Annotated in this window: 15 protein-coding genes; 6 read left to right on the top strand and 9 right to left on the bottom strand. The window is 32.6% G+C overall.

The genetic code is table 11. The features are described from left to right. Nucleotides 1-62: 62 nt before the first annotated feature. The 3 genes from WA327_RS13430 to pheT form a co-directional block, all read right to left on the bottom strand. Nucleotides 63-290, bottom strand: coding sequence for a putative signal transducing protein (locus WA327_RS13430; protein ID WP_336070549.1), 228 nt, complete (start codon nucleotides 288-290; stop codon nucleotides 63-65). A 51-nt stretch (nucleotides 291-341) separates the two neighbouring features. Further along, on the bottom strand, nucleotides 342-1058 hold the full coding sequence (locus WA327_RS13425) for a hypothetical protein (RefSeq protein WP_336070547.1): 717 nt from the start codon (nucleotides 1056-1058) through the stop codon (nucleotides 342-344). Nucleotides 1059-1375: 317 nt separating this feature from the next. Continuing rightward, on the bottom strand, nucleotides 1376-3802 hold the full coding sequence (gene pheT / locus WA327_RS13420; protein ID WP_336070545.1) for a phenylalanine--tRNA ligase subunit beta: 2427 nt from the start codon (nucleotides 3800-3802) through the stop codon (nucleotides 1376-1378). Between the two features lie 266 nt (nucleotides 3803-4068). On the opposite strand from pheT, the gene WA327_RS13415 reads away from it, so the two are divergent. The 3 genes from WA327_RS13415 (at nucleotide 4069) to WA327_RS13405 (ending at nucleotide 6386) form a co-directional block, all read left to right on the top strand. Beyond that, nucleotides 4069-4308: a hypothetical protein gene (locus WA327_RS13415; RefSeq protein ID WP_336070544.1), complete on the top strand. Its 240-nt coding sequence runs from the start codon at nucleotides 4069-4071 to the stop codon at nucleotides 4306-4308. Nucleotides 4309-4310: 2 nt separating this feature from the next. Further along, entirely contained in the window at nucleotides 4311-5087 is a 777-nt protein-coding gene (locus tag WA327_RS13410) for a hypothetical protein (RefSeq protein ID WP_336070542.1), read from the top strand. A gap of 90 nt (nucleotides 5088-5177) precedes the next feature. After that, nucleotides 5178-6386, top strand: a complete 1209-nt coding sequence (locus WA327_RS13405; RefSeq protein ID WP_336070540.1) for a TlpA disulfide reductase family protein — start codon at nucleotides 5178-5180, stop codon at nucleotides 6384-6386. 302 nt (nucleotides 6387-6688) lie between these two features. Here the strand turns inward: WA327_RS13405 and WA327_RS13400 are convergent, their stop codons facing one another. After that, a complete protein-coding gene (locus WA327_RS13400) occupies nucleotides 6689-8230 on the bottom strand; it encodes a hypothetical protein (RefSeq protein ID WP_336070538.1) in 1542 nt (513 codons plus the stop codon). 550 nt (nucleotides 8231-8780) lie between these two features. Between WA327_RS13400 and WA327_RS13395 the strand changes: the two genes are divergently transcribed. Next, nucleotides 8781-9080 carry a GIY-YIG nuclease family protein gene (locus WA327_RS13395; RefSeq protein ID WP_336070536.1) on the top strand — a complete coding sequence of 100 codons (300 nt, stop codon included), beginning with the start codon at nucleotides 8781-8783 and terminating at the stop codon, nucleotides 9078-9080. Between the two features lie 169 nt (nucleotides 9081-9249). Here WA327_RS13395 and WA327_RS13390 read toward each other — a convergent pair whose 3' ends face one another. The 3 genes from WA327_RS13390 to recG form a co-directional block, all read right to left on the bottom strand. After that, on the bottom strand, nucleotides 9250-9699 hold the full coding sequence (locus WA327_RS13390) for a hypothetical protein (protein WP_336070534.1): 450 nt from the start codon (nucleotides 9697-9699) through the stop codon (nucleotides 9250-9252). Nucleotides 9700-9868: 169 nt separating this feature from the next. Further along, entirely contained in the window at nucleotides 9869-10396 is a 528-nt protein-coding gene (locus tag WA327_RS13385; RefSeq protein ID WP_336070532.1) for a CIA30 family protein, read from the bottom strand. Between the two features lie 65 nt (nucleotides 10397-10461). Further along, nucleotides 10462-12600, bottom strand: coding sequence for an ATP-dependent DNA helicase RecG (gene recG, locus WA327_RS13380; RefSeq protein ID WP_336070531.1), 2139 nt, complete (start codon nucleotides 12598-12600; stop codon nucleotides 10462-10464). Nucleotides 12601-12791: 191 nt separating this feature from the next. On the opposite strand from recG, the gene WA327_RS13375 reads away from it, so the two are divergent. Both WA327_RS13375 and WA327_RS13370 read left to right on the top strand, forming a co-directional pair. After that, nucleotides 12792-14867: a M1 family metallopeptidase gene (locus tag WA327_RS13375; protein ID WP_336070530.1), complete on the top strand. Its 2076-nt coding sequence runs from the start codon at nucleotides 12792-12794 to the stop codon at nucleotides 14865-14867. 28 nt (nucleotides 14868-14895) lie between these two features. Beyond that, on the top strand, nucleotides 14896-15825 hold the full coding sequence (locus tag WA327_RS13370) for a patatin family protein (protein ID WP_304145402.1): 930 nt from the start codon (nucleotides 14896-14898) through the stop codon (nucleotides 15823-15825). 3 nt (nucleotides 15826-15828) lie between these two features. Here the strand turns inward: WA327_RS13370 and WA327_RS13365 are convergent, their stop codons facing one another. Further along, complete coding sequence (locus tag WA327_RS13365; RefSeq protein ID WP_304145400.1) at nucleotides 15829-16347, bottom strand: hypothetical protein; 519 nt, start codon at nucleotides 16345-16347, stop codon at nucleotides 15829-15831. A gap of 88 nt (nucleotides 16348-16435) precedes the next feature. Further along, a complete protein-coding gene (locus tag WA327_RS13360) occupies nucleotides 16436-17989 on the bottom strand; it encodes an FMN-binding glutamate synthase family protein (RefSeq protein WP_304145398.1) in 1554 nt (517 codons plus the stop codon). Nucleotides 17990-18095: the final 106 nt, after the last annotated feature.

Genomic DNA, 18095 nt, shown 5'->3' with positions numbered 1-18095 from the left:
AATGCTATTTGAATTAGTGTTAAAAGCCTCTTCTGTTATTGAAGAGGCTTTTTTCTATTTAGTTATTCTTGATTTTTTATAGATTCAACTACAGTTAAAGCTTTATCAAGCTCGGTTTCATGAACATAAATATCCTGTAAGCTTGGAACAGGATTGGCAAAACCAGCTAGTCTTGCAGATTCGTCTTCATTTTTTACAACTGCATTTATACCAATATCTTCTAATCTTTGTTGTATGCGTTGCGAGGTTAAAAAATCACCTGTATATATTTTTATGTATTCAGATTCCATAATATTTTCAGTATTGGTTTCTAATAAAGATACTAAAAATATTGCAATAAATTACTTGCTGTATTTGTTATTCCAGATTGCAGAATTTACATTTTTTCCTTGAGAAATAGCATAGTAAATAACAATGCCAACTATAGATTTAAACATAAATAAAAACAACAAGAAAAAATAGCTTGTGTGGTTTTTGTCTTGCGGTAAGTTTTGGTTAAAAAGATAAGTTAATGCAAAACTGACGATTAAAGCAAAAACCAATAAGTTTTCATAGTTTTTAAAAGGAAGCATACGCCATTTTCTCAATGGATTTAAATCATTTCCCCATTTGTGGATAAGATAATAATAGCCATTACCAATAGGAGCAAATAATAACGGATCATCTGGGTTTTCTAATTTAAAAAGCTTTGAAGGTGCCATAATTTTAAATCCGCTTAGCGTAATGTTATGTTCCTTTTCTAAAGCTTTTATTTTATGAATGGCTTCTTGCGGAAATTCATTTTTAAAATACTTTGTATCTAAAAATCGAAGTCGGTAATCAATACATGTTTTTTTAATACTGTCTATATGAAAAATACGATCACTAGCTAAAAGATCTATATTGAAATGATTGCAACTGCTGTCATTACCAGATTTTAATTCATTTTTAATAATAGTTTCTTTTAAATTGTCAGCTTCAAAAATAGCTTGTACTTGTTTTAAAATGTCTGGTTGTGCTATTTGCTTAGATTGCTGCAGACGTAGTTTTTCTTCTATGTTTGTAGGGTTAAAAATCATAGCTTTTCAATTTTTTTCAACCTAAAAATAAAACATAGATCATTTAATTGCAAAGCTTTAACATTTTTCAACTAATAAAAAAAGCCTTCAATATTAGTTGAAGGCTTTTAAAAATTATCTGTTTTGTTTTCTTTCTTTAAAATACTTGAAAAGTAGAAAGACACCGTAAACAATAAATCCGATACTTAGAATAAGTCTAAAGGTACTTTCGTTATTGACTAATTGTTTATAAACTCTATATATGCCATAGACAATAAAGAAAAAACTAAGAAATAAGCTAAATGATGATGTTTGTGGTTTATTATTTTCTTTTACCATTATCTTAATTCAGCTCCAAGTTCACGTTCAAAGTTGCTTTGAAGCTTACTCATGATCTTATCTACAACTTTGTCTGTAAGGGTTTTGTTTTCATCTAAAAATGTAAAGCTTACAGCATAACTCTTTTTACCGTTTGGTAAGTTTTTACCTTGGTACACATCAAAAAGGTTGACGTTTTTAAGTAGTTGCTTTTCAGTTTTTTTGGCAATTTTGGTAATGCTTTCAAAAGTAACCTTGTCATCAATAAGTAATGCAAAATCACGTCTTACCTCAGGATATTTTGGTATTGGTGTAAATTTAATCTTATTACGTTTTGCTACCGTTAATATAGTGTCCCAATTAAAGTCTGCATAAAATACATCTTGAGTAATGTCAAATTGCTTAGTGATTTTACTTTTTAAAACTCCAAATTCAACTAAAGTATCACGACCAATATTTAATTGTAAGCCTTCGCTAAACACATCGTTTTTAGCACTGCTTTCTTGGTATCTATCTATACCTAAACGTGTTAAAATAGCGGCAACACTTCCTTTTAAATGGAAAAAATTAGATTTTTCTGGTGTATGTGCCCAGTTTTCTTCGTTTTTAAAACCTGTTACAAATAAAGATAAGTGTTTGTGCTCTTCTCTTGTACCATTAAAATTGTGGTAAGTTTTACCAAACTCAAAAAACTTTAAATTGGTTTGTCTTCTATTGATGTTATAGCTTAATGCTTCTAAACCAGAAAATACTAAGCTTTGACGCATTACCCCAAGATCTTGACTTAATGGATTAAGCATTTCTATATTATGCTCGTCTTTTAATTGCTCACTTAACGCAATGTATTTTGCGCTTGTTAACGAGTTAGCCATAATCTCATACCAACCTTGAGACGCTAATAAGTTACCAACAACGTTTTGTAATTTATAATCTTCAAAACGAGATGAGTTAGATACAGACGCATTCATCTTTGTACTAATCTCTACATTGTTATAACCGTAAACTCTTAGTATTTCTTCAATTACATCTGCTTCTCTAGTTACATCGTTACGATATGGCGGAATGGTTAATCCTAAATTAGTTTCGGTAACGCTATTTATTTTAATGTCTAAAGAGGCTAATATTGATTTTACTTCTTCTTTAGGAATTTCTTGACCAACAAGCTTTGTGATTTTATCAAAACTTAAAGTAACTTGAAAATCTTCAATTTTCTTTGGGTAAAAATCTACGATATCACTAGTAATTTCGCCACCAGCAATCTCTAAAATTAATAACGCCGCTCGTTTTAATGCATATTTAGTAAGGTTTGGATCAATACCACGTTCAAATCTAAAAGAGGCATCGGTGTTTAATCCATGACGTTTTGCTGTTTTACGTACACTTACAGGATTAAAGTAGGCGCTTTCTAAGAAAATAGCAGTGGTATGTTCTGTAACACCACTTTCGTTTCCGCCAAAAACACCAGCAATACACATTGGTTTTTCAGCGTCACAAATCATTAAATCATCTTCATGTAATTCACGTTCAACACCATCTAAAGAGGTAAATTTTGTACCAGCTTCACAGGTTTTAACTTCAACTTTATGACCTGTTATTTTTGCTGCATCAAATGCGTGTAAAGGCTGTCCTAACTCGTGTAAAACATAGTTAGTCGCATCTACAATATTATTGATAGGCGATAAGCCAATAGCTTTTAATCTGTTTTGTAACCATGCTGGCGAGTCTTCAACTTTTAAACCAGATAAAGTAACACCGCAATAACGTGGAGCTAAATCATAGTCTTTAACATCAATATCTATTTTTAATGTTCTGCTATCTACGTGGTAAGAACTTACACTTGGAGTGATTAACTCTAAATGTATTCCTTTTTGTAATAAACCAGCTCTAAGGTCTCTTGCTGTACCGTAGTGGCTCATAGCATCTGCACGGTTTGGTGTTAATCCAATTTCAAAAACTTGGTCGTTTTCTACTTCAAAAAGATCGGCGCAAGGTGTTCCAACTACAGTGTCTTCTGGTAATACCATAATGCCGTCATGAGATTTACCTAAGCCAAGCTCGTCTTCTGCACAGATCATTCCGTGAGATTCTTCACCTCTAATCTTACCTTTTTTAATGGTCCAAGCTTCGCCTTCTTCAGTATATAAAGTGGTGCCAATAGTCGCTACAGGCACTTTTTGTCCAGCAGCTACATTTGGTGCGCCACATACAATTTGTACAGGTTGTTCTTGTCCAATATTTACTGTAGTAACTTTAAGTTTGTCTGCATTACTGTGTTGTACGCAAGTTAAAACTTCTCCAACAACAACACCTTCTAAACCGCCTTTAACACTTTGGTATAGGTCTAAGCCTTCAACTTCAAGTCCTAAATCGGTTAGTAATTCGCTAGTTTGTTCTGCTGTCCAATCGGTTTTTATAAACTGTTTTAGCCAGTTGTAAGAAATCTTCATGTATCTTCTAATTAAGAGCACAAATATAACAATACTTGCCAGCAATAGAAACGCCTAAAACGTTTTTTATGAAAATTATTAGATATGTACAATTTACTGTTGCTAACTAGCTTTTTTATAGTAATTAAAAGAATTGAATAAGTAAGATTTATCTTTCTTAAATGTGTTAAGGTGTTTTTAGTCGGTAAAAACTTGCGTTTTATCTTGATTTAAATCTTAAAAAATGTTAATAAACCAACTATTTATTCGAGAGATGCGTAAATTAAATGGAACATAACCAAAACTACAAACCTATGAAAACACTATTAAAAATTGCATTTTTAGCATTTGTCATTAGCTTAACTTCATGTAGAAATACAAAGAAAGAGAATGCGAAAAAAGTAGAAACTGCAGTAGATTCTATTCAGATAATTGAGCAAGATGCAGAGCAAATGATAGATCAAATAGATGAAGAAGCTAAAAAGATAGAAGAAGAATTACTAGAACTAGAAAATATAGACCAATAATCATGAAAACTTTAAAACAATTTTTATTGCTTGCCATTTTTGTTGGTACAGCATTACAACCATTACAGGCGCAAGACAAAATGAAAACCGCCAAAGAAAAAATGGAACATCAAAAAGACATGCATAAAGAAAAGATGCAAGAGAAGCGTGATCAAATGCAACAAAAGCAAGAAGAAAAACGCAAAGAAATGGAAGAAAAGCGTGAAGAAATTAGAGAAAAACATGCCGAAATGAAAGAAGAGCGTCAAAACATGTCTGGTGAGATGCAGTATAAAGCTGAAGAAATTAAAACAAAAATGAAAGACGCTACACCAGAAGAACGTAAGGCTTTGATGGAAGAAATGCGTCAAGTACGTCAATCTCAAAATGCAAAACTTAGAGAGAAACAAGAAGATTACAGAAAAGAAATAAAGGCACGCAAACAAGTGCTTGAAGAACAGCGAGAGAAAAAGGAAATAAGCCAAAAAGCTTTTGGAATTAAACGTGCAAAAATGGCTAAAGAACGTATAAAAAATAGCCAGCAGCATTTAGAAAAACGTCAAGATTTTGTTAGTAACAGTCAAGCACGTTTAGAAGCGTCAAGGACAAAGATTAAGCAAATGCTTGAAGAGAAAAAAATTAGCGAAGAAGATGCCAATGCGCGTCTTGACCGCATAGATCAAATGCAAGAACGCTTAAAGCAACACGAATCTAAAATTAGAGAAGTACGCGAAAAAGTAGCTTTAAAAAGAGCAGAGATAGACAAACAAGAAGAAAAAATAGAAACAATAGAAGAGTAGTCTAGTCTTAATTTTTACATAAAACTAAGGTGTTGTTTTGGCAACACCTTTTTTTGTGATTATTTTTAACGCTTTAAAAACTCTCATCACATGCGTCAAATAACATTACTTTTAATCACAATACTTGTATTTTCTTGCAAGCAAGAGCAAAGCACCAAATTTTTAACAGCAGATACGTATCGTGCGCAATTACAAGTAGACGATAACACAACATTACCGTTTCTATTTAAGGTGAAAGACGCAAATACGCTAGAAATTTATAACGCAGAAGAAGTGATTACTGTAGATGAAATTGAATACAAAAACGACTCGGTTTTTATACAAATGCCTGTTTTTGAGAGTTATATCAAAGTCAAAATACAAGACCAAACATTAACAGGTCAATACATTACCGAAGGTAAAGACCGTAGTGTACCATTTACCGCAGCACCAGCAAAAACAAGATTTGAAACGACTGAAAAACCAAACACAACCATTACAGGTAATTGGGAAACCACTTTTAGCCCAAATACAGACGATAGTTACAAAGCAAAAGGCATATTTACACAAAACGGAAATACCGTAACAGGTACTTTTAGAACAGAAACTGGCGATTACCGTTACCTAGATGGCGTAATTAACGGTGACCAAATGCATCTGTCTACATTTGATGGTTCTCATGCATTTTTATTTACGGCAACCGTAACCGATAGTATATTATACGGTACATTTTACTCTGGTAACCATTGGAAAGAGCCTTTTACCGCAAAACGTAACGATAACTTTACTTTAGCAGATGCCAACTCCTTAACCTATTTAAAAGATGGTTATGAGACTTTAACCTTTACATTTCCTGATGAAAACGGAAACCTAATCTCTTTAACCGATGACAGATTTAAAAACAAAGTGGTTGTTGTTCAAATTATGGGAACATGGTGCCCAAATTGTTTAGATGAAAGCAATTACTACGCACAATATTACAATAACAATAAAGACAAAGATATAGAGTTTGTAGCGCTAGCTTTTGAGTATGCAAAAACTGAAGAAACAGCGTTTAAAAACATAAAACGTCTTAAAGATAGAGTAGGGATTAACTACCCAATTTTATTAGCGCAAACTGGTACAACTAGCAAAAGTAAAGCCAACGAAAAACTACCAATGCTTAACCACGTATTAAGTTATCCAACCTCTATTTTTATTGATAAAACAGGTAAAGTACGTAAAATACACACCGGTTTTAACGGACCAGCAACTGGTGATAAGTTTACCGAGTTTAAAACTGAGTTTACATCGTTTGTGGATGGATTGTTGGCGGAGTAGTAGTAAGTATTTTTAGATTTAGGTACAGATAAGTTATTATTTATAATTATTATTTTATTCCAAATAAGATAGAATCAATATTGTCTTTAGTAATTGTTGCGTCTTTATGTTTTTCTATGTTTTTCAAATATCGAGAAACTAACAATTCCATTTCTAAACAAGCTTGCTCAATTGAGTTTATCCTTTTGTTTTCCAAAGAAAAATCAAATACTCTTTTTTAAAAAACTATCTACATAATTATGAAGGTTTTCAGTTAGGTTTTCTGTGAAGTTAGGTACTCGACCAGAATGTACAATTAGATTTCATGTTCTGTAAATTCTAAATAACTGAAGTTTTGTTTTAAAAATATGAGTATCAATAAACTTCTTTATATCTTTCCCTTTTGCAAATTCTTTGTTTAATCTTTTTATACGATAAATAAGTAGCGCATTATTTTCAAGCCTTTCATAAACCTCTTCTCTTAAATCTGAATACTCAGGACTAATAATTAATATTGCTACCTTTTTATATAAATCTAAATCTCCAGTGATATTTTCAGTTAAAATTGTTTTTAAACCATGAGATTCTCTGATTATTGCTTTGGAAACATATCTAAATATTCTTTCTGCGTAGTCATAAACTAAAAAATTTGTTATTATGTCAGAATAATTCTGAATTTTACTTTTAGATTTATTAGGTGTAATTAATGTCTCTAATGCAATCCATAAATTTAAAAGTTGATTTTGAACTTCCGTGTTTTTTACTGCAGAAGCATGTAAGTCAATTGCGGTGTCGAATCTTCTGAAAGAACTAGATTCTAAACCAAAGTTTTTAAGAACCTTTTTTAACTCAACACTAGCTTTAGATGGAGTTAAGTCAAGTGTTTTGTGAAGAACTGGTGTTGAAGACGATATAATTGTAGAATCTTGAATGTTATCATTATTGTCTAATTTAATAACTAGTCCGGTACTGTTCCACGTTGGATTATTTTTATGGTGAAAAAAAACGAAAATATTAGAGATTTTTTCAATTCTTTCCAATACTTCTAATCTAGCAGAAACTTCATCAAGTTCAATTATATTTTCAGCAACAATATAGACTTGGTTGCTTCTCTTTTTATCAATAAAGTCTTTACAGTATTCCTTAGTGTTTTCTATATTAAAGAAAGATGATAAATCTTGGGTTATATTTAACATAAAAGATTGGCATGAGTCAGCAAATTTCTCAAAAAATATATGTGCTTTGAATACGACAGTAAAATTATAATTTTGGTAATTGAAATTATTGAAAAATTCAGAAATAAACTCTAAATTATTTCTGACTCCATCAAAATTTATAAAAGACTCATTAAATTTTTTATGAATATAATACTTGTTGTACCCCAAATCAGCTAATCCAGTTATTAAAGAACTTGTGATTTTTTCAATTTTCCTTTTTTCTGGAGATTTAGATTGAATTAGATTAATAATGGTTTCTTTTGATTTATCTAAATAATTGAAATCTCCTAGTTTATTCTTTAAAAGGCTTATAGTTATCTTTAATTTTGGTATGTCTTTTATATCAACTGATTCAAGATAATCGTGTCTTCTGTCACCTATTATTTCTTTAGCGATTGGATCACATTTGAAAGACCATTTTAATTCATTAAAAATGTGTTCAATATTCTTTCTGTCAATAATTTGCTTTTCGACTTCTTCTATTACATTAAGTAATTCCTCGCACAATAAAATTGTATTTAATGCTCTTGGTTTATAGGTGTCTAAAGTGTAGTCAAATAATAGTTCGCTTAGTCTTTGCATAAAAAACACTAAAGTTGTATTTTCTTTTAAAGAATCTGAAAATTTAGATAAATTTATTTTACTCATTTGAGTTATTTTAATGTTTTAACAAATCAAGATTATAATTCATTTTATCTTTCTGTAATGAAGTTATACTTTCAATTTAAAACACGAAAATTCATTCGACATAAAACCAATAAATCCATATTAATACAGTTAGGATTTAAAAAGGGTAAAAGTATCCCTTAGTCATGTCGAACACACGTGAGACATCACAAAAGTAGCTTAGTGCAGAGTAAGCAAATCACACTACAACCAAGATGCGATTTCTCCTACCGTCGAAATGACTACGCAAGTCATGTCGAACACAGGTGAGACATCACACAAGCAACACAGCGCAGAGTAGGCAAATCTAAAATGACAAATCAAGATGCGATTTCTCCTACCGTCGAAAAGACAAAACCAAGTCCTGTCGAACACACGTGAGACATCACACAAGCAGCTCAGCGCAGAGTAAGCAAATCTAAATGACAAATCAAGATGCGATTTCTCCTACCGTCGAAATGACTACGTCAAGTCCTGTCAAACACAAAGAGACATCGCATAAACAATTCAAAAATAAATCATACATTTAACTATGTTTTTTAATCATTTTGTTTACATACTAACCAATCAATACAGAACAACACTTTATGTTGGTGTTACTAATAATATTCAAAAGCGATTAGCACAACATTATTTTGACAACCAAAACCAAAAACTGTCTTTTGCAGGTAAGTATAATTGTATTTACTTAGTTTATTACGAAGGTTTTGAAAAACCTTATGATGCTATTTTAAGAGAGAAAGAAATCAAAAAATGGAGAAGAGAAAAAAAGAATAATTTAATTTCTAACTTTAATCCAAATTGGGAAACGTTAAATAATCAAATTATGTAATCTTAGTCATGTCGAACGCAGGTGAGACATCACACAAGTAGCACATAGCCGAGTAAGCAAATCCAGTACTAAAAACCCAGATGCGATTTCTCCTATCGTCGAAATGACTACTCAAGTCATGTCGAACACAGAGAGACATCACAAAAACAATTCAAAAAAACTACTTGTTTTAATCTAATTTTACGGTATTAGCAACTTCTCGGTGTAGTTTCCAAGTTCCATCAGTTTTATCCTTTTTAAGTATGGCTAAAAAGGTAGCGTTTAGCTCTATAGCTTCGCCTTCTGCATTGGTGTAATAAGTAGAGCTGGTACCAAAGTCGTAAGCCACACTATCGCTAACAATAATGGTTTCTTTTGGGCGCATCACTAAACTATCATAATGAAACTGTCCTGTTGGGTTGTCTCTTATGGTTTTAAATGGTTCCCAAGCATCACAAATTGGTGTTAGCGACTTTATGTCTTTAGTGCCGTATTGCTTTAAATCTCTAAATCTATTTTCTTTAATTGCCAACTGAAATGCAGCTCTAGTCTTTTCTATAGATTGTAGTTCGGCTGCTATGTTAATAGTGTCTTTAACTTCTGTAATGGTTGTGTGGTGTCTTGTTTTTTGTTGTTGCAAGACATTAAAAACAAAAGGCTTAAGGTAAATAATGCGGTTTTCATTGTAATGGTTTTAATTGATTATAGCTTGTGTAAATTACTATTTCAATCTTAAAAATGAAAATCTGTTGGATGTACCACCAGAAAATCGCTATAAATTACTGGTTTTGTGTGTTTTGGTGCTGTGTTTACTCTAGCCAAATTTTATCTAACACAAGTTTAAAAGACTGCGGTTTTTTATTAGCAATTAAAAAAGTAAGCTGTTCAATGCTGTTGCTGTTAAAATTAGGTATATCTAAAGATCTACCTCTATAAGTAGGTTGTAAACTAGCTAATTGTAATTTAATAGTTTGCCAATCTCCGTTGGTTTTAAACTCTTTTTTGTAAGAATAATAGTCGTTTTGGTCTCTTTTTAATCTAAATTGATAGTTGTTACCATCGCCTTTAAGCTTGATACAAACCGTTTTATAGTTGGTAATATTTAAAGCATCAAAAGTATATTGAACAGAGCTAAAACCACCATTATTTTCTAAAGAAACATCGCCGCTAAATACCGCATAACCGTCTTTGTTTAATTGAAAGTTTCCGTTGGATTTTCCTCCCATAACAACATCATCTACAACTTGCCAGTTACTAATGTTACTATTGTTGTTAAAGTCAATGATTGTTAGTGGTGTCATAAATAGAAAGATTAATAGTGGGATTAAAGTTTTCATAGTTTTTACTATAAAAATAAGGGTTATAGCAGTAAACTATTTTAAAACTGTCTTAAAATGTAGTGTTATGAAATGTAATTCCAGATGTTTTTAAACTTAGCCATTTGACGATAGGTGTTTAAAATAACCGCGTTTTCTGGATGCGATAAGCTTGGATCTTTGGTTAAAACTTGTTTAGCCCAATAACGTGCGTGTTGTAAAATGTTACTGTCTTTTACCACATCTGCAATACGTAAGTTAAGTACACCGCTTTGTTGTGTACCCATAATATCTCCTGGACCACGAAGTTTTAAGTCGACTTCGGCAATTTCAAAACCATCGTTGGTTTGACACATGGTTTGGATACGTGTTTTACTGTTTTCTGACAGTTTGTGGCTAGTCATTAGTATACAATAGCTTTGTGCTGCGCCACGACCAACACGACCACGTAATTGGTGTAATTGCGATAAACCAAAACGCTCGGCACTTTCAATAATCATTACAGAAGCGTTTGGTACATTTACACCAACTTCTATAACCGTCGTAGCGACCATGATTTGAGTTTCGCCTTTAGCAAAACGTTGCATTTCAAAATCCTTATCGGCAGGTTTCATCTGTCCATGGACAATTGAAATTTGATACTTAGGTGTAGGGAATTCTCGGGCGATACTTTCGTATCCATCCATCAAATCTTTATAGTCCATTTGAGCACTTTCTTGTATCAACGGATAGACGATATAAACTTGTCTTCCTTTAGCTATTTCATCACGTATAAATCGGAACACTTTAAGTCGATTATTATCGTATCGATGTACCGTTTTTATGGCTTGTCTTCCAGGTGGTAATTCGTCGATAATCGAGATGTCTAAATCACCATAAATTGACATGGCTAAAGTACGCGGAATTGGTGTTGCTGTCATCACCAAAATATGCGGTGGAATAGGAGCAGATTGTTCGCCATTTTCTAAAATTATGGACGGACCTTTTTTCCATAATTTAGAACGTTGCTTAACTCCAAATCGATGTTGTTCGTCAATAATGGCGAGTCCTAAATTTTTAAATTTCACCTTGTCTTCAAGCAATGCATGTGTGCCAATTAAGAGGTCTAATTCGCCATTTTCTAGCAAATTATGAATTTCTTTTCGTTCTGAAGTTTTACTTGAACCTGTAAGTATTTTAATTCTGATTTTCAAATCTTTACATAACTCAACTAATCCATTATAGTGCTGAACTGACAAAATTTCAGTTGGCGCCATTAAGCAGGCTTGGTAACCGTTGTCAAGCGCCATTAATACTGACATTAGTGCGACTATAGTCTTTCCAGAACCAACATCGCCTTGTAATAAGCGATTCATTTGCGCATGACTACCTAAATCTGAACGAATTTCTTTCAAAACACGTTTTTGTGCATTGGTTAATTCGAACGGTAAATGGTTTTTGTAAAAGTTGTTAAAGTGGTCTCCAACTTTATCAAAAGGCAATCCTTTTATCTTCTTTTTATTGATTAAATTTTTTAAAATTAATTGTAATTGAATGTAAAATAATTCTTCAAATTTTAACCTAAATTTTGCTTTAGAAAGTGCTTCTTGATTTTGCGGAAAATGGATATTGAATAAAGCTTCAGATTTGGAAATTAATTGGTTTTCTTTAAGCAAATTTTTAGACAAAGTTTCGGCAAATTTTCCCTTCGTTTCTAAGAACAAATTTTGCATGATTTTTGTCATCACACGATTGCTAATTCCTTTGTTAGAAAGTTTCTCTGTAGAGGGATAAATGGCTTGCATATTACTACGCAAATTTGCTTGATGTTCGGATATTAATTCGATGTCCGGATGAGGCATGCTAAACTTGTTTGCAAACAAATTTGTTTTACCAAAAATGACGTAAGGTGTATTTAGTTTTAAACTTTCTCTAATCCATTTTTGACCTCTAAACCAAACCAGTTCCATAGAGCCAGTGTCATCTTTAAACGTAGCGACTAATCTTTTGCCTCTTTTTTGAGCAACTTCTTCAAACTTGATAATTTTACCAACAATTTGAACTTCGCTAGCATTGGGTTGTAATTGGTTAATTTTATAATACTGTGTGCGGTCTAAATAGCGATTAGGAAACAGATTGATTAAATCTTGATATGTATGAATACCTAACTCTTTACGTAGTAAATCGGCACGATTTGGTCCTACGCCTTTTAAATAATCTATAGGAGTTTGTAAGTTGGTACTCATAAGCAACGAAATTACATTTTTTTGAGTTAAAGTGAAAGAGATTTATCGCTGTCATGTCGAATGTATGTGAGACATCACATAAGTAGCTAAGAGTACAGTTAAGAGATGTTAAAACTAATATGATGTGATTTCTCCTTTCGTCGAAATGACAAAAAATTGTATTTTGGTCTAGTCCTTGATAAAAACTAACTATGCGATATTACCTATTACTTCTTTTTACATTTTTTAGTTGTCTTGTAACTGCACAGCAAACCGATGTTGTGGATTTTAAAAGAATCAATGCAAACATTATGCATAGAGGTTATGAAAATGTTGTTACAGGACGAATCTTTATTGATTTTCAAATTAAAAAAAAGACAGATACAATATTTTTAGATGCGATTAATACAAGAGTTAGAGATTGGCATCTGTATAGCGAAGAATCTAAAGAGCCTGACTACAGAGCAAAAATTTTCAATTCTGATAATAAAATTTTTATAATACATAATTTTAAAAAGAACAAAAAATACAAGCTGCATTTAGATTATGGAATGACTTCTAAAAAAGCTATGTATTTTGTCGAAAAAGAAGAATATACACAAGTTTGGACACAAGGTCAAGGTAAATACACTAGCAATTGGTTGCCAAGTATAGATGATATGAATGATAAAATTGAATTTGATTTAAGTATAATAGCTGACGAAGATTATTATGTTATTTCAAACGGTAAATTATTAAATGTTGAAGACGATAATGGTTTTAAAACTTGGCATTACGATATGCTACAACCAATGTCAAGTTACCTTGTAGCTTTAGCAATTGGTGAATATGATAAAAAAGAAATCACTTCAAAAAGTGGTATTCCTATCCAATTATATTATTATCCAGAAGATTCTGCGAAAGTAGAGCCAACGTACCGTTACACGACACAGATGTTTGATTTTTTAGAGGAAGAAATTGGCATGCCATATCCTTGGCAAAACTATAAGCAAGTTCCTGTAAAAGACTTTTTGTATTCGGGTATGGAAAATACAAGTTGTACCATTTTTTCAGACGATTTTATGATTGATGAGGTTGGTTTTGTAGATAAAAACTACGTCAATGTTAATGCGCACGAGTTAGCCCATCAATGGTTTGGCGATTTAGTTACCGAAACTTCAGGAATACACCATTGGCTACAAGAAGGATTTGCTACGTATTACGCGCTATTAGCAGAACGCGATATTTTTGGTGACGATTATTACTATTGGCAATTATACCAATATTTTAAAGAATTAGAAGCACAAGAACAAGCTGGACAAAGTACAGCGTTACTAGATCCAAAATCTAGCAGCACAACGTTTTATAAAAAAGGTGCTTGGGTTTTACATGTGCTAAGAGAAAAAGTAGGTGATAAGGCGTTTAAAACAGTAGTAAAACGCTATTTAAACAAACATGCTTACGGTAATGTAGAAACTAATGATTTTATAAGTGAAGTTGAAAAAGTTTCAGGAATGAACTTGTCTAATTTTGTACAAGTTTGGTTAAAAAGCAAAGCGTTACCAATTAATGAGATGAAAACCGCTTTACAATCTAACGAAACTTCTGCATTTTTATTAATTATTGAAGAACATCCGTATTTAACATACAGAACAGACGATGATGATAATTATATACCATCAAGTTTGGTGACGCAATTACCGGACGGATTTTACCCAATACAAGTTGCAGTATTAAAAGAGACGTTGTCTAAACCAGAGTATCCAACTTACAACGATTTGGTAAAAGAAGCGTTTGCGTCTAAAAATCTTCACTTAAGACAAGCATTAGCTTTAAATATGTCTGAAATTTCAGAAGACTTTCAGCAGGATTATGAAACGTTGTTAAACGATCAATCGTACGTCACCATTGAAGCTGCTTTGTATAATCTTTGGGCAAATTTTCCGCGAAAACGAAATGAATATTTAGAGCAAACTCAATCAGTTTTTGGGTTTAACGATTACAATGTGCGTACGTTGTGGTTAACATTGGCTTTGGCAACACCAGAATTTAAAACAGATAAAAAACAAGACTTTTTTGAAGAATTAGTGAGTTATACCAATCCAGAGCAACCATTTAGTTTGCGTCAAAACGCATTTGGTTATTTGTCTAGTATTGGTGTGTTTAATAAAGAGGCTTTAAAAAACTTAGTCGAAGCTTCAAAACATCATAATTGGCGATTTAAAAGTTTTGCAAAAACGCTATTAGAAAACTTGTCAGAAGACGATAGATATCGTTCAATTATTAGTAATTTGCAGGAAGAAAATTAATAAACTAACTAAATCCGATTTATAGATTTTGAAAGCTTTAGTCATTTCTGGTGGCGGTAGTAAAGGTGCATTTGCTGGTGGCGTTGCGCAATATTTAATTGAGCAAGAAGGCAGAAATTATGATATGTATTTGGGCACATCTACGGGAAGTTTGTTAATTCCGCATTTGGCAGCGCATGATATTGGAAAGTTGTATGATATTTATACGCATGTTAATCAGCACTCCATTTTTAATATTAATCCTTTTGTAGTTAAGAAGAAAGGCGACCGCGAGTTTGTGTCGATTAACTATTTTAATACCGTACTTCAGTTTATAAAACGAAAACGAACCTTTGGTGAAAGCAAAAACTTAAGGAAACACATTAAAGATAATTTTACCAAAGACGAATATGATAAAATTAGAGCTACTAAAGAAGATGTTGTAGTTACCGTTACTAATCTGTCAAAAAATAGAGCAGAGTACAAGTCGATTAAAGATTACAGCTACGAAGAGTTTTGCGACTGGATTTGGATATCTTGTAATTTGGTGCCTTTTATGTCTTTAGCGACTAAAAATGGTTTTGAATATGCAGATGGCGGTTTGGGTTGTGTTGTGCCAATTAGAGAAGCTATTTTAAGAGGTGCAACCGAAGTTGATGCGATTATCTTAGAAAGTGAAAATTTAGAATACAATAAAGTATTGGGTAAAAATCCATTTTCATTGATGATTAATCTTTTTGGTCATTTGTCTGATCAAGTTGAAAAAGGAGATATTGCTATTGGAAAACTAGCGGCAAAACACCGCAATGTTAAACTTAACCTATATTTTACACCAACAAAACTTACCGAAAATTCATTAATCTTCAATAAACAATTAATGGAAACGTGGTGGCAACAAGGCTATCATTACGCCGAAGCCAAACACGCAATTGGTCAACCAATGGACCAAAGCGAAAAGTTTAAAGACGAAGAAGAGTAGTAGTTACCAGATTTCGGCAACTTCTTTTTTGATATAGTGTAAACCAGCGTTACTTGGTGCAGGTTTATCAAGCATTTCGTTTAAAATAGCTTCACGTAGTTTGTCTGCACTATCAATTTTTTCACTCATAGCTACTTTTCTTATCAATTGAATAGTAGCGCTTTTTGAGGCATTAATCACACTCCAACAATTATCACTAAAGTAGATTTGTTGTGCTAAGTTGTGCTCAAACTCTTGCTCGATATTTCTTATTAATAAAGTTTCGTAGTCTTCTTTATTGTTTCCAACAGGAGCTACACGTAGTAATAATTTGTTAGGAGAGATACGTTCTAAAAACAGCGTTAACCTTTCGTAAGCTTGTAATCGTATTGGTAATGATTGTTTGTTTAACTCTTTAGCAACTTCGTATTTACGACGCTCAAATTCATTATTAAAATGCTCTCTAAAAAACAGATAAGCAACAATACCTGTAATTAAAGCAGGTACACAATATAGTAAAAGGGTTAACACTTGATCTTCCATAGGTTATTTTAGTTTATACAACAAACTTAATAGGTTTCGATTTATTGCACAAGCAACTTGATTTTATATTTTTTTAATTGTGAAAAATTTATGCTTTTCCACCTAAATGCGGACAATTTTTTAAGCTCTGCATCCCATTAAAAGGCACTTCAACTTTGTTATATTGAAATGTTCTATTCAGTTCTTTGCTTAAATTGTGGTCGTCTACATTAAGCTCTACATCATTCATTTTAAATTGACAAGGATGTTCATATCCAGCAGCGTGAGTAATCTCTATAAATTCTTTTTTAAAGGTGTTGAAATATTGCGCTAAACGTTCGCTTTTTAAAGGTACATCAATACCACGCTGCAACCATTTGTTTTGCGTCGCAACACCAGCAGGACAACGATTGGTATGACATACTTGCGCTTGTATACAACCAATGCTCATCATAGCTTCACGAGCAACATTTATACAATCTGCACCCATAGCAAACGCCATAGCTGCTTTTGCAGGGAAACCTAATTTACCACTTCCTATAAACACAATACGCTCGGTTAGACCTTTGTTTTTAAATAGTTTATACAAGTCGCCAAAACCGTAAACCCAAGGTAAAGACACATGATCTGCAAAACTTGGCGGAGCAGCACCAGTACCACCTTCGCCACCATCTACAGTAATAAAATCTGGACCTTTATTATTAGCTTTCATATAATCTGCTAACTCTTCCCATTGTCCAAGTTTACCAATTGCAGCTTTGATACCTACAGGTAATCCTGTTTCTTGCGCGATTGCTTCTACAAACTCAACTAACTCAGGAATGGTATTAAAAGCCGAGTGATTTGGCGGAGAAAGCACATCTTTACCCATTGGTACGTGTCTAATATCTGCTATTTCTTTAGTGATTTTACTTCCTGGTAAAACGCCACCTTTCCCAGGTTTTGCGCCTTGAGATAATTTGACTTCAATAGCTTTTATAAACGGATGGTCTTGGACTAATTTTTTAAGTTTTTCCATAGAAAAATTGCCATCATCATCTCTAACACCAAAATAACCAGTCCCAAAATGAAATATTACATCTCCACCGTTTTTGTGGTATGGTGATAAACCACCTTCACCTGTATTATGATACGCTCCAGCTATTTTTACACCTTTGTTTAAAGATTCCACTGCTTTTGCAGATAGCGATCCAAAACTCATCGCAGATACGTTAATTACAGATGCTGGTCGGTATGGTTTTTTACGTTTATTGTATTCGCCCATAACCTTAGCGCAAGGTAAAAAGTGTTTGTCTTTTTTGTTAGGATGATTGTCTTCTAACTTATACGGTAACATCGCATTATTAATAAAAATATGCTGATGTGCGTAAATGTCTCTATCGGTACCAAAACCTTCGTAGTTGTTTTCGCCTTTTGAAGAGGCATAAACCCAACCGCGTTCAATACGGTTAAAAGGTAGTTCTTCTCGGTTATTAGCAACAAGATATTGCCTTAATTCTGGGCCAATACTTTCTAACATATATCTAATGTGTCCAACAATAGGAAAGTTGTGACTTATGGTATGTTTACGTTGAATAATATCGCGTATTGCAACTAAAGCAAGCGCAACGATAATCCACATCCACCAAGAGATGTTAGATAGAAAGCTTAAAAATGTATCCATGAATTTGTGAGTTGTTTCTTCAAAAATAGTAAAATTACGATGTTAACATTTCTGTTAAGTTAATATAATTATAAAATTGAAAGGTTACGGTTACTAAAGATTATCT

The organism is Mesoflavibacter sp. CH_XMU1404-2 (assembly GCF_037029465.1).
In the GTDB taxonomy this organism is placed as follows: domain Bacteria; phylum Bacteroidota; class Bacteroidia; order Flavobacteriales; family Flavobacteriaceae; genus Mesoflavibacter.
Note: the sequence above shows the minus strand (reverse complement) of the source record. Positions and strands in the feature narration are given on the sequence as shown.

What these genes read in the sequence shown, in the direction of transcription:
- WA327_RS13430 (WP_336070549.1), bottom strand. Translation starts at nt 290, where the DNA reads ATGGAATCTGAATACATAAAAATATATACAGGTGATTTTTTAACCTCG.
- WA327_RS13375 (WP_336070530.1), top strand. Translation starts at nt 12,792, where the DNA reads ATGCGATATTACCTATTACTTCTTTTTACATTTTTTAGTTGTCTTGTA.
- WA327_RS13395 (WP_336070536.1), top strand. Translation starts at nt 8,781, where the DNA reads ATGTTTTTTAATCATTTTGTTTACATACTAACCAATCAATACAGAACA.
- recG (WP_336070531.1), bottom strand. Translation starts at nt 12,600, where the DNA reads ATGAGTACCAACTTACAAACTCCTATAGATTATTTAAAAGGCGTAGGA.
- pheT (WP_336070545.1), bottom strand. Translation starts at nt 3,802, where the DNA reads ATGAAGATTTCTTACAACTGGCTAAAACAGTTTATAAAAACCGATTGG.
- WA327_RS13385 (WP_336070532.1), bottom strand. Translation starts at nt 10,396, where the DNA reads ATGAAAACTTTAATCCCACTATTAATCTTTCTATTTATGACACCACTA.
- WA327_RS13410 (WP_336070542.1), top strand. Translation starts at nt 4,311, where the DNA reads ATGAAAACTTTAAAACAATTTTTATTGCTTGCCATTTTTGTTGGTACA.
- WA327_RS13360 (WP_304145398.1), bottom strand. Translation starts at nt 17,989, where the DNA reads ATGGATACATTTTTAAGCTTTCTATCTAACATCTCTTGGTGGATGTGG.
- WA327_RS13415 (WP_336070544.1), top strand. Translation starts at nt 4,069, where the DNA reads ATGGAACATAACCAAAACTACAAACCTATGAAAACACTATTAAAAATT.
- WA327_RS13400 (WP_336070538.1), bottom strand. Translation starts at nt 8,230, where the DNA reads ATGAGTAAAATAAATTTATCTAAATTTTCAGATTCTTTAAAAGAAAAT.
- WA327_RS13425 (WP_336070547.1), bottom strand. Translation starts at nt 1,058, where the DNA reads ATGATTTTTAACCCTACAAACATAGAAGAAAAACTACGTCTGCAGCAA.
- WA327_RS13405 (WP_336070540.1), top strand. Translation starts at nt 5,178, where the DNA reads ATGCGTCAAATAACATTACTTTTAATCACAATACTTGTATTTTCTTGC.
- WA327_RS13365 (WP_304145400.1), bottom strand. Translation starts at nt 16,347, where the DNA reads ATGGAAGATCAAGTGTTAACCCTTTTACTATATTGTGTACCTGCTTTA.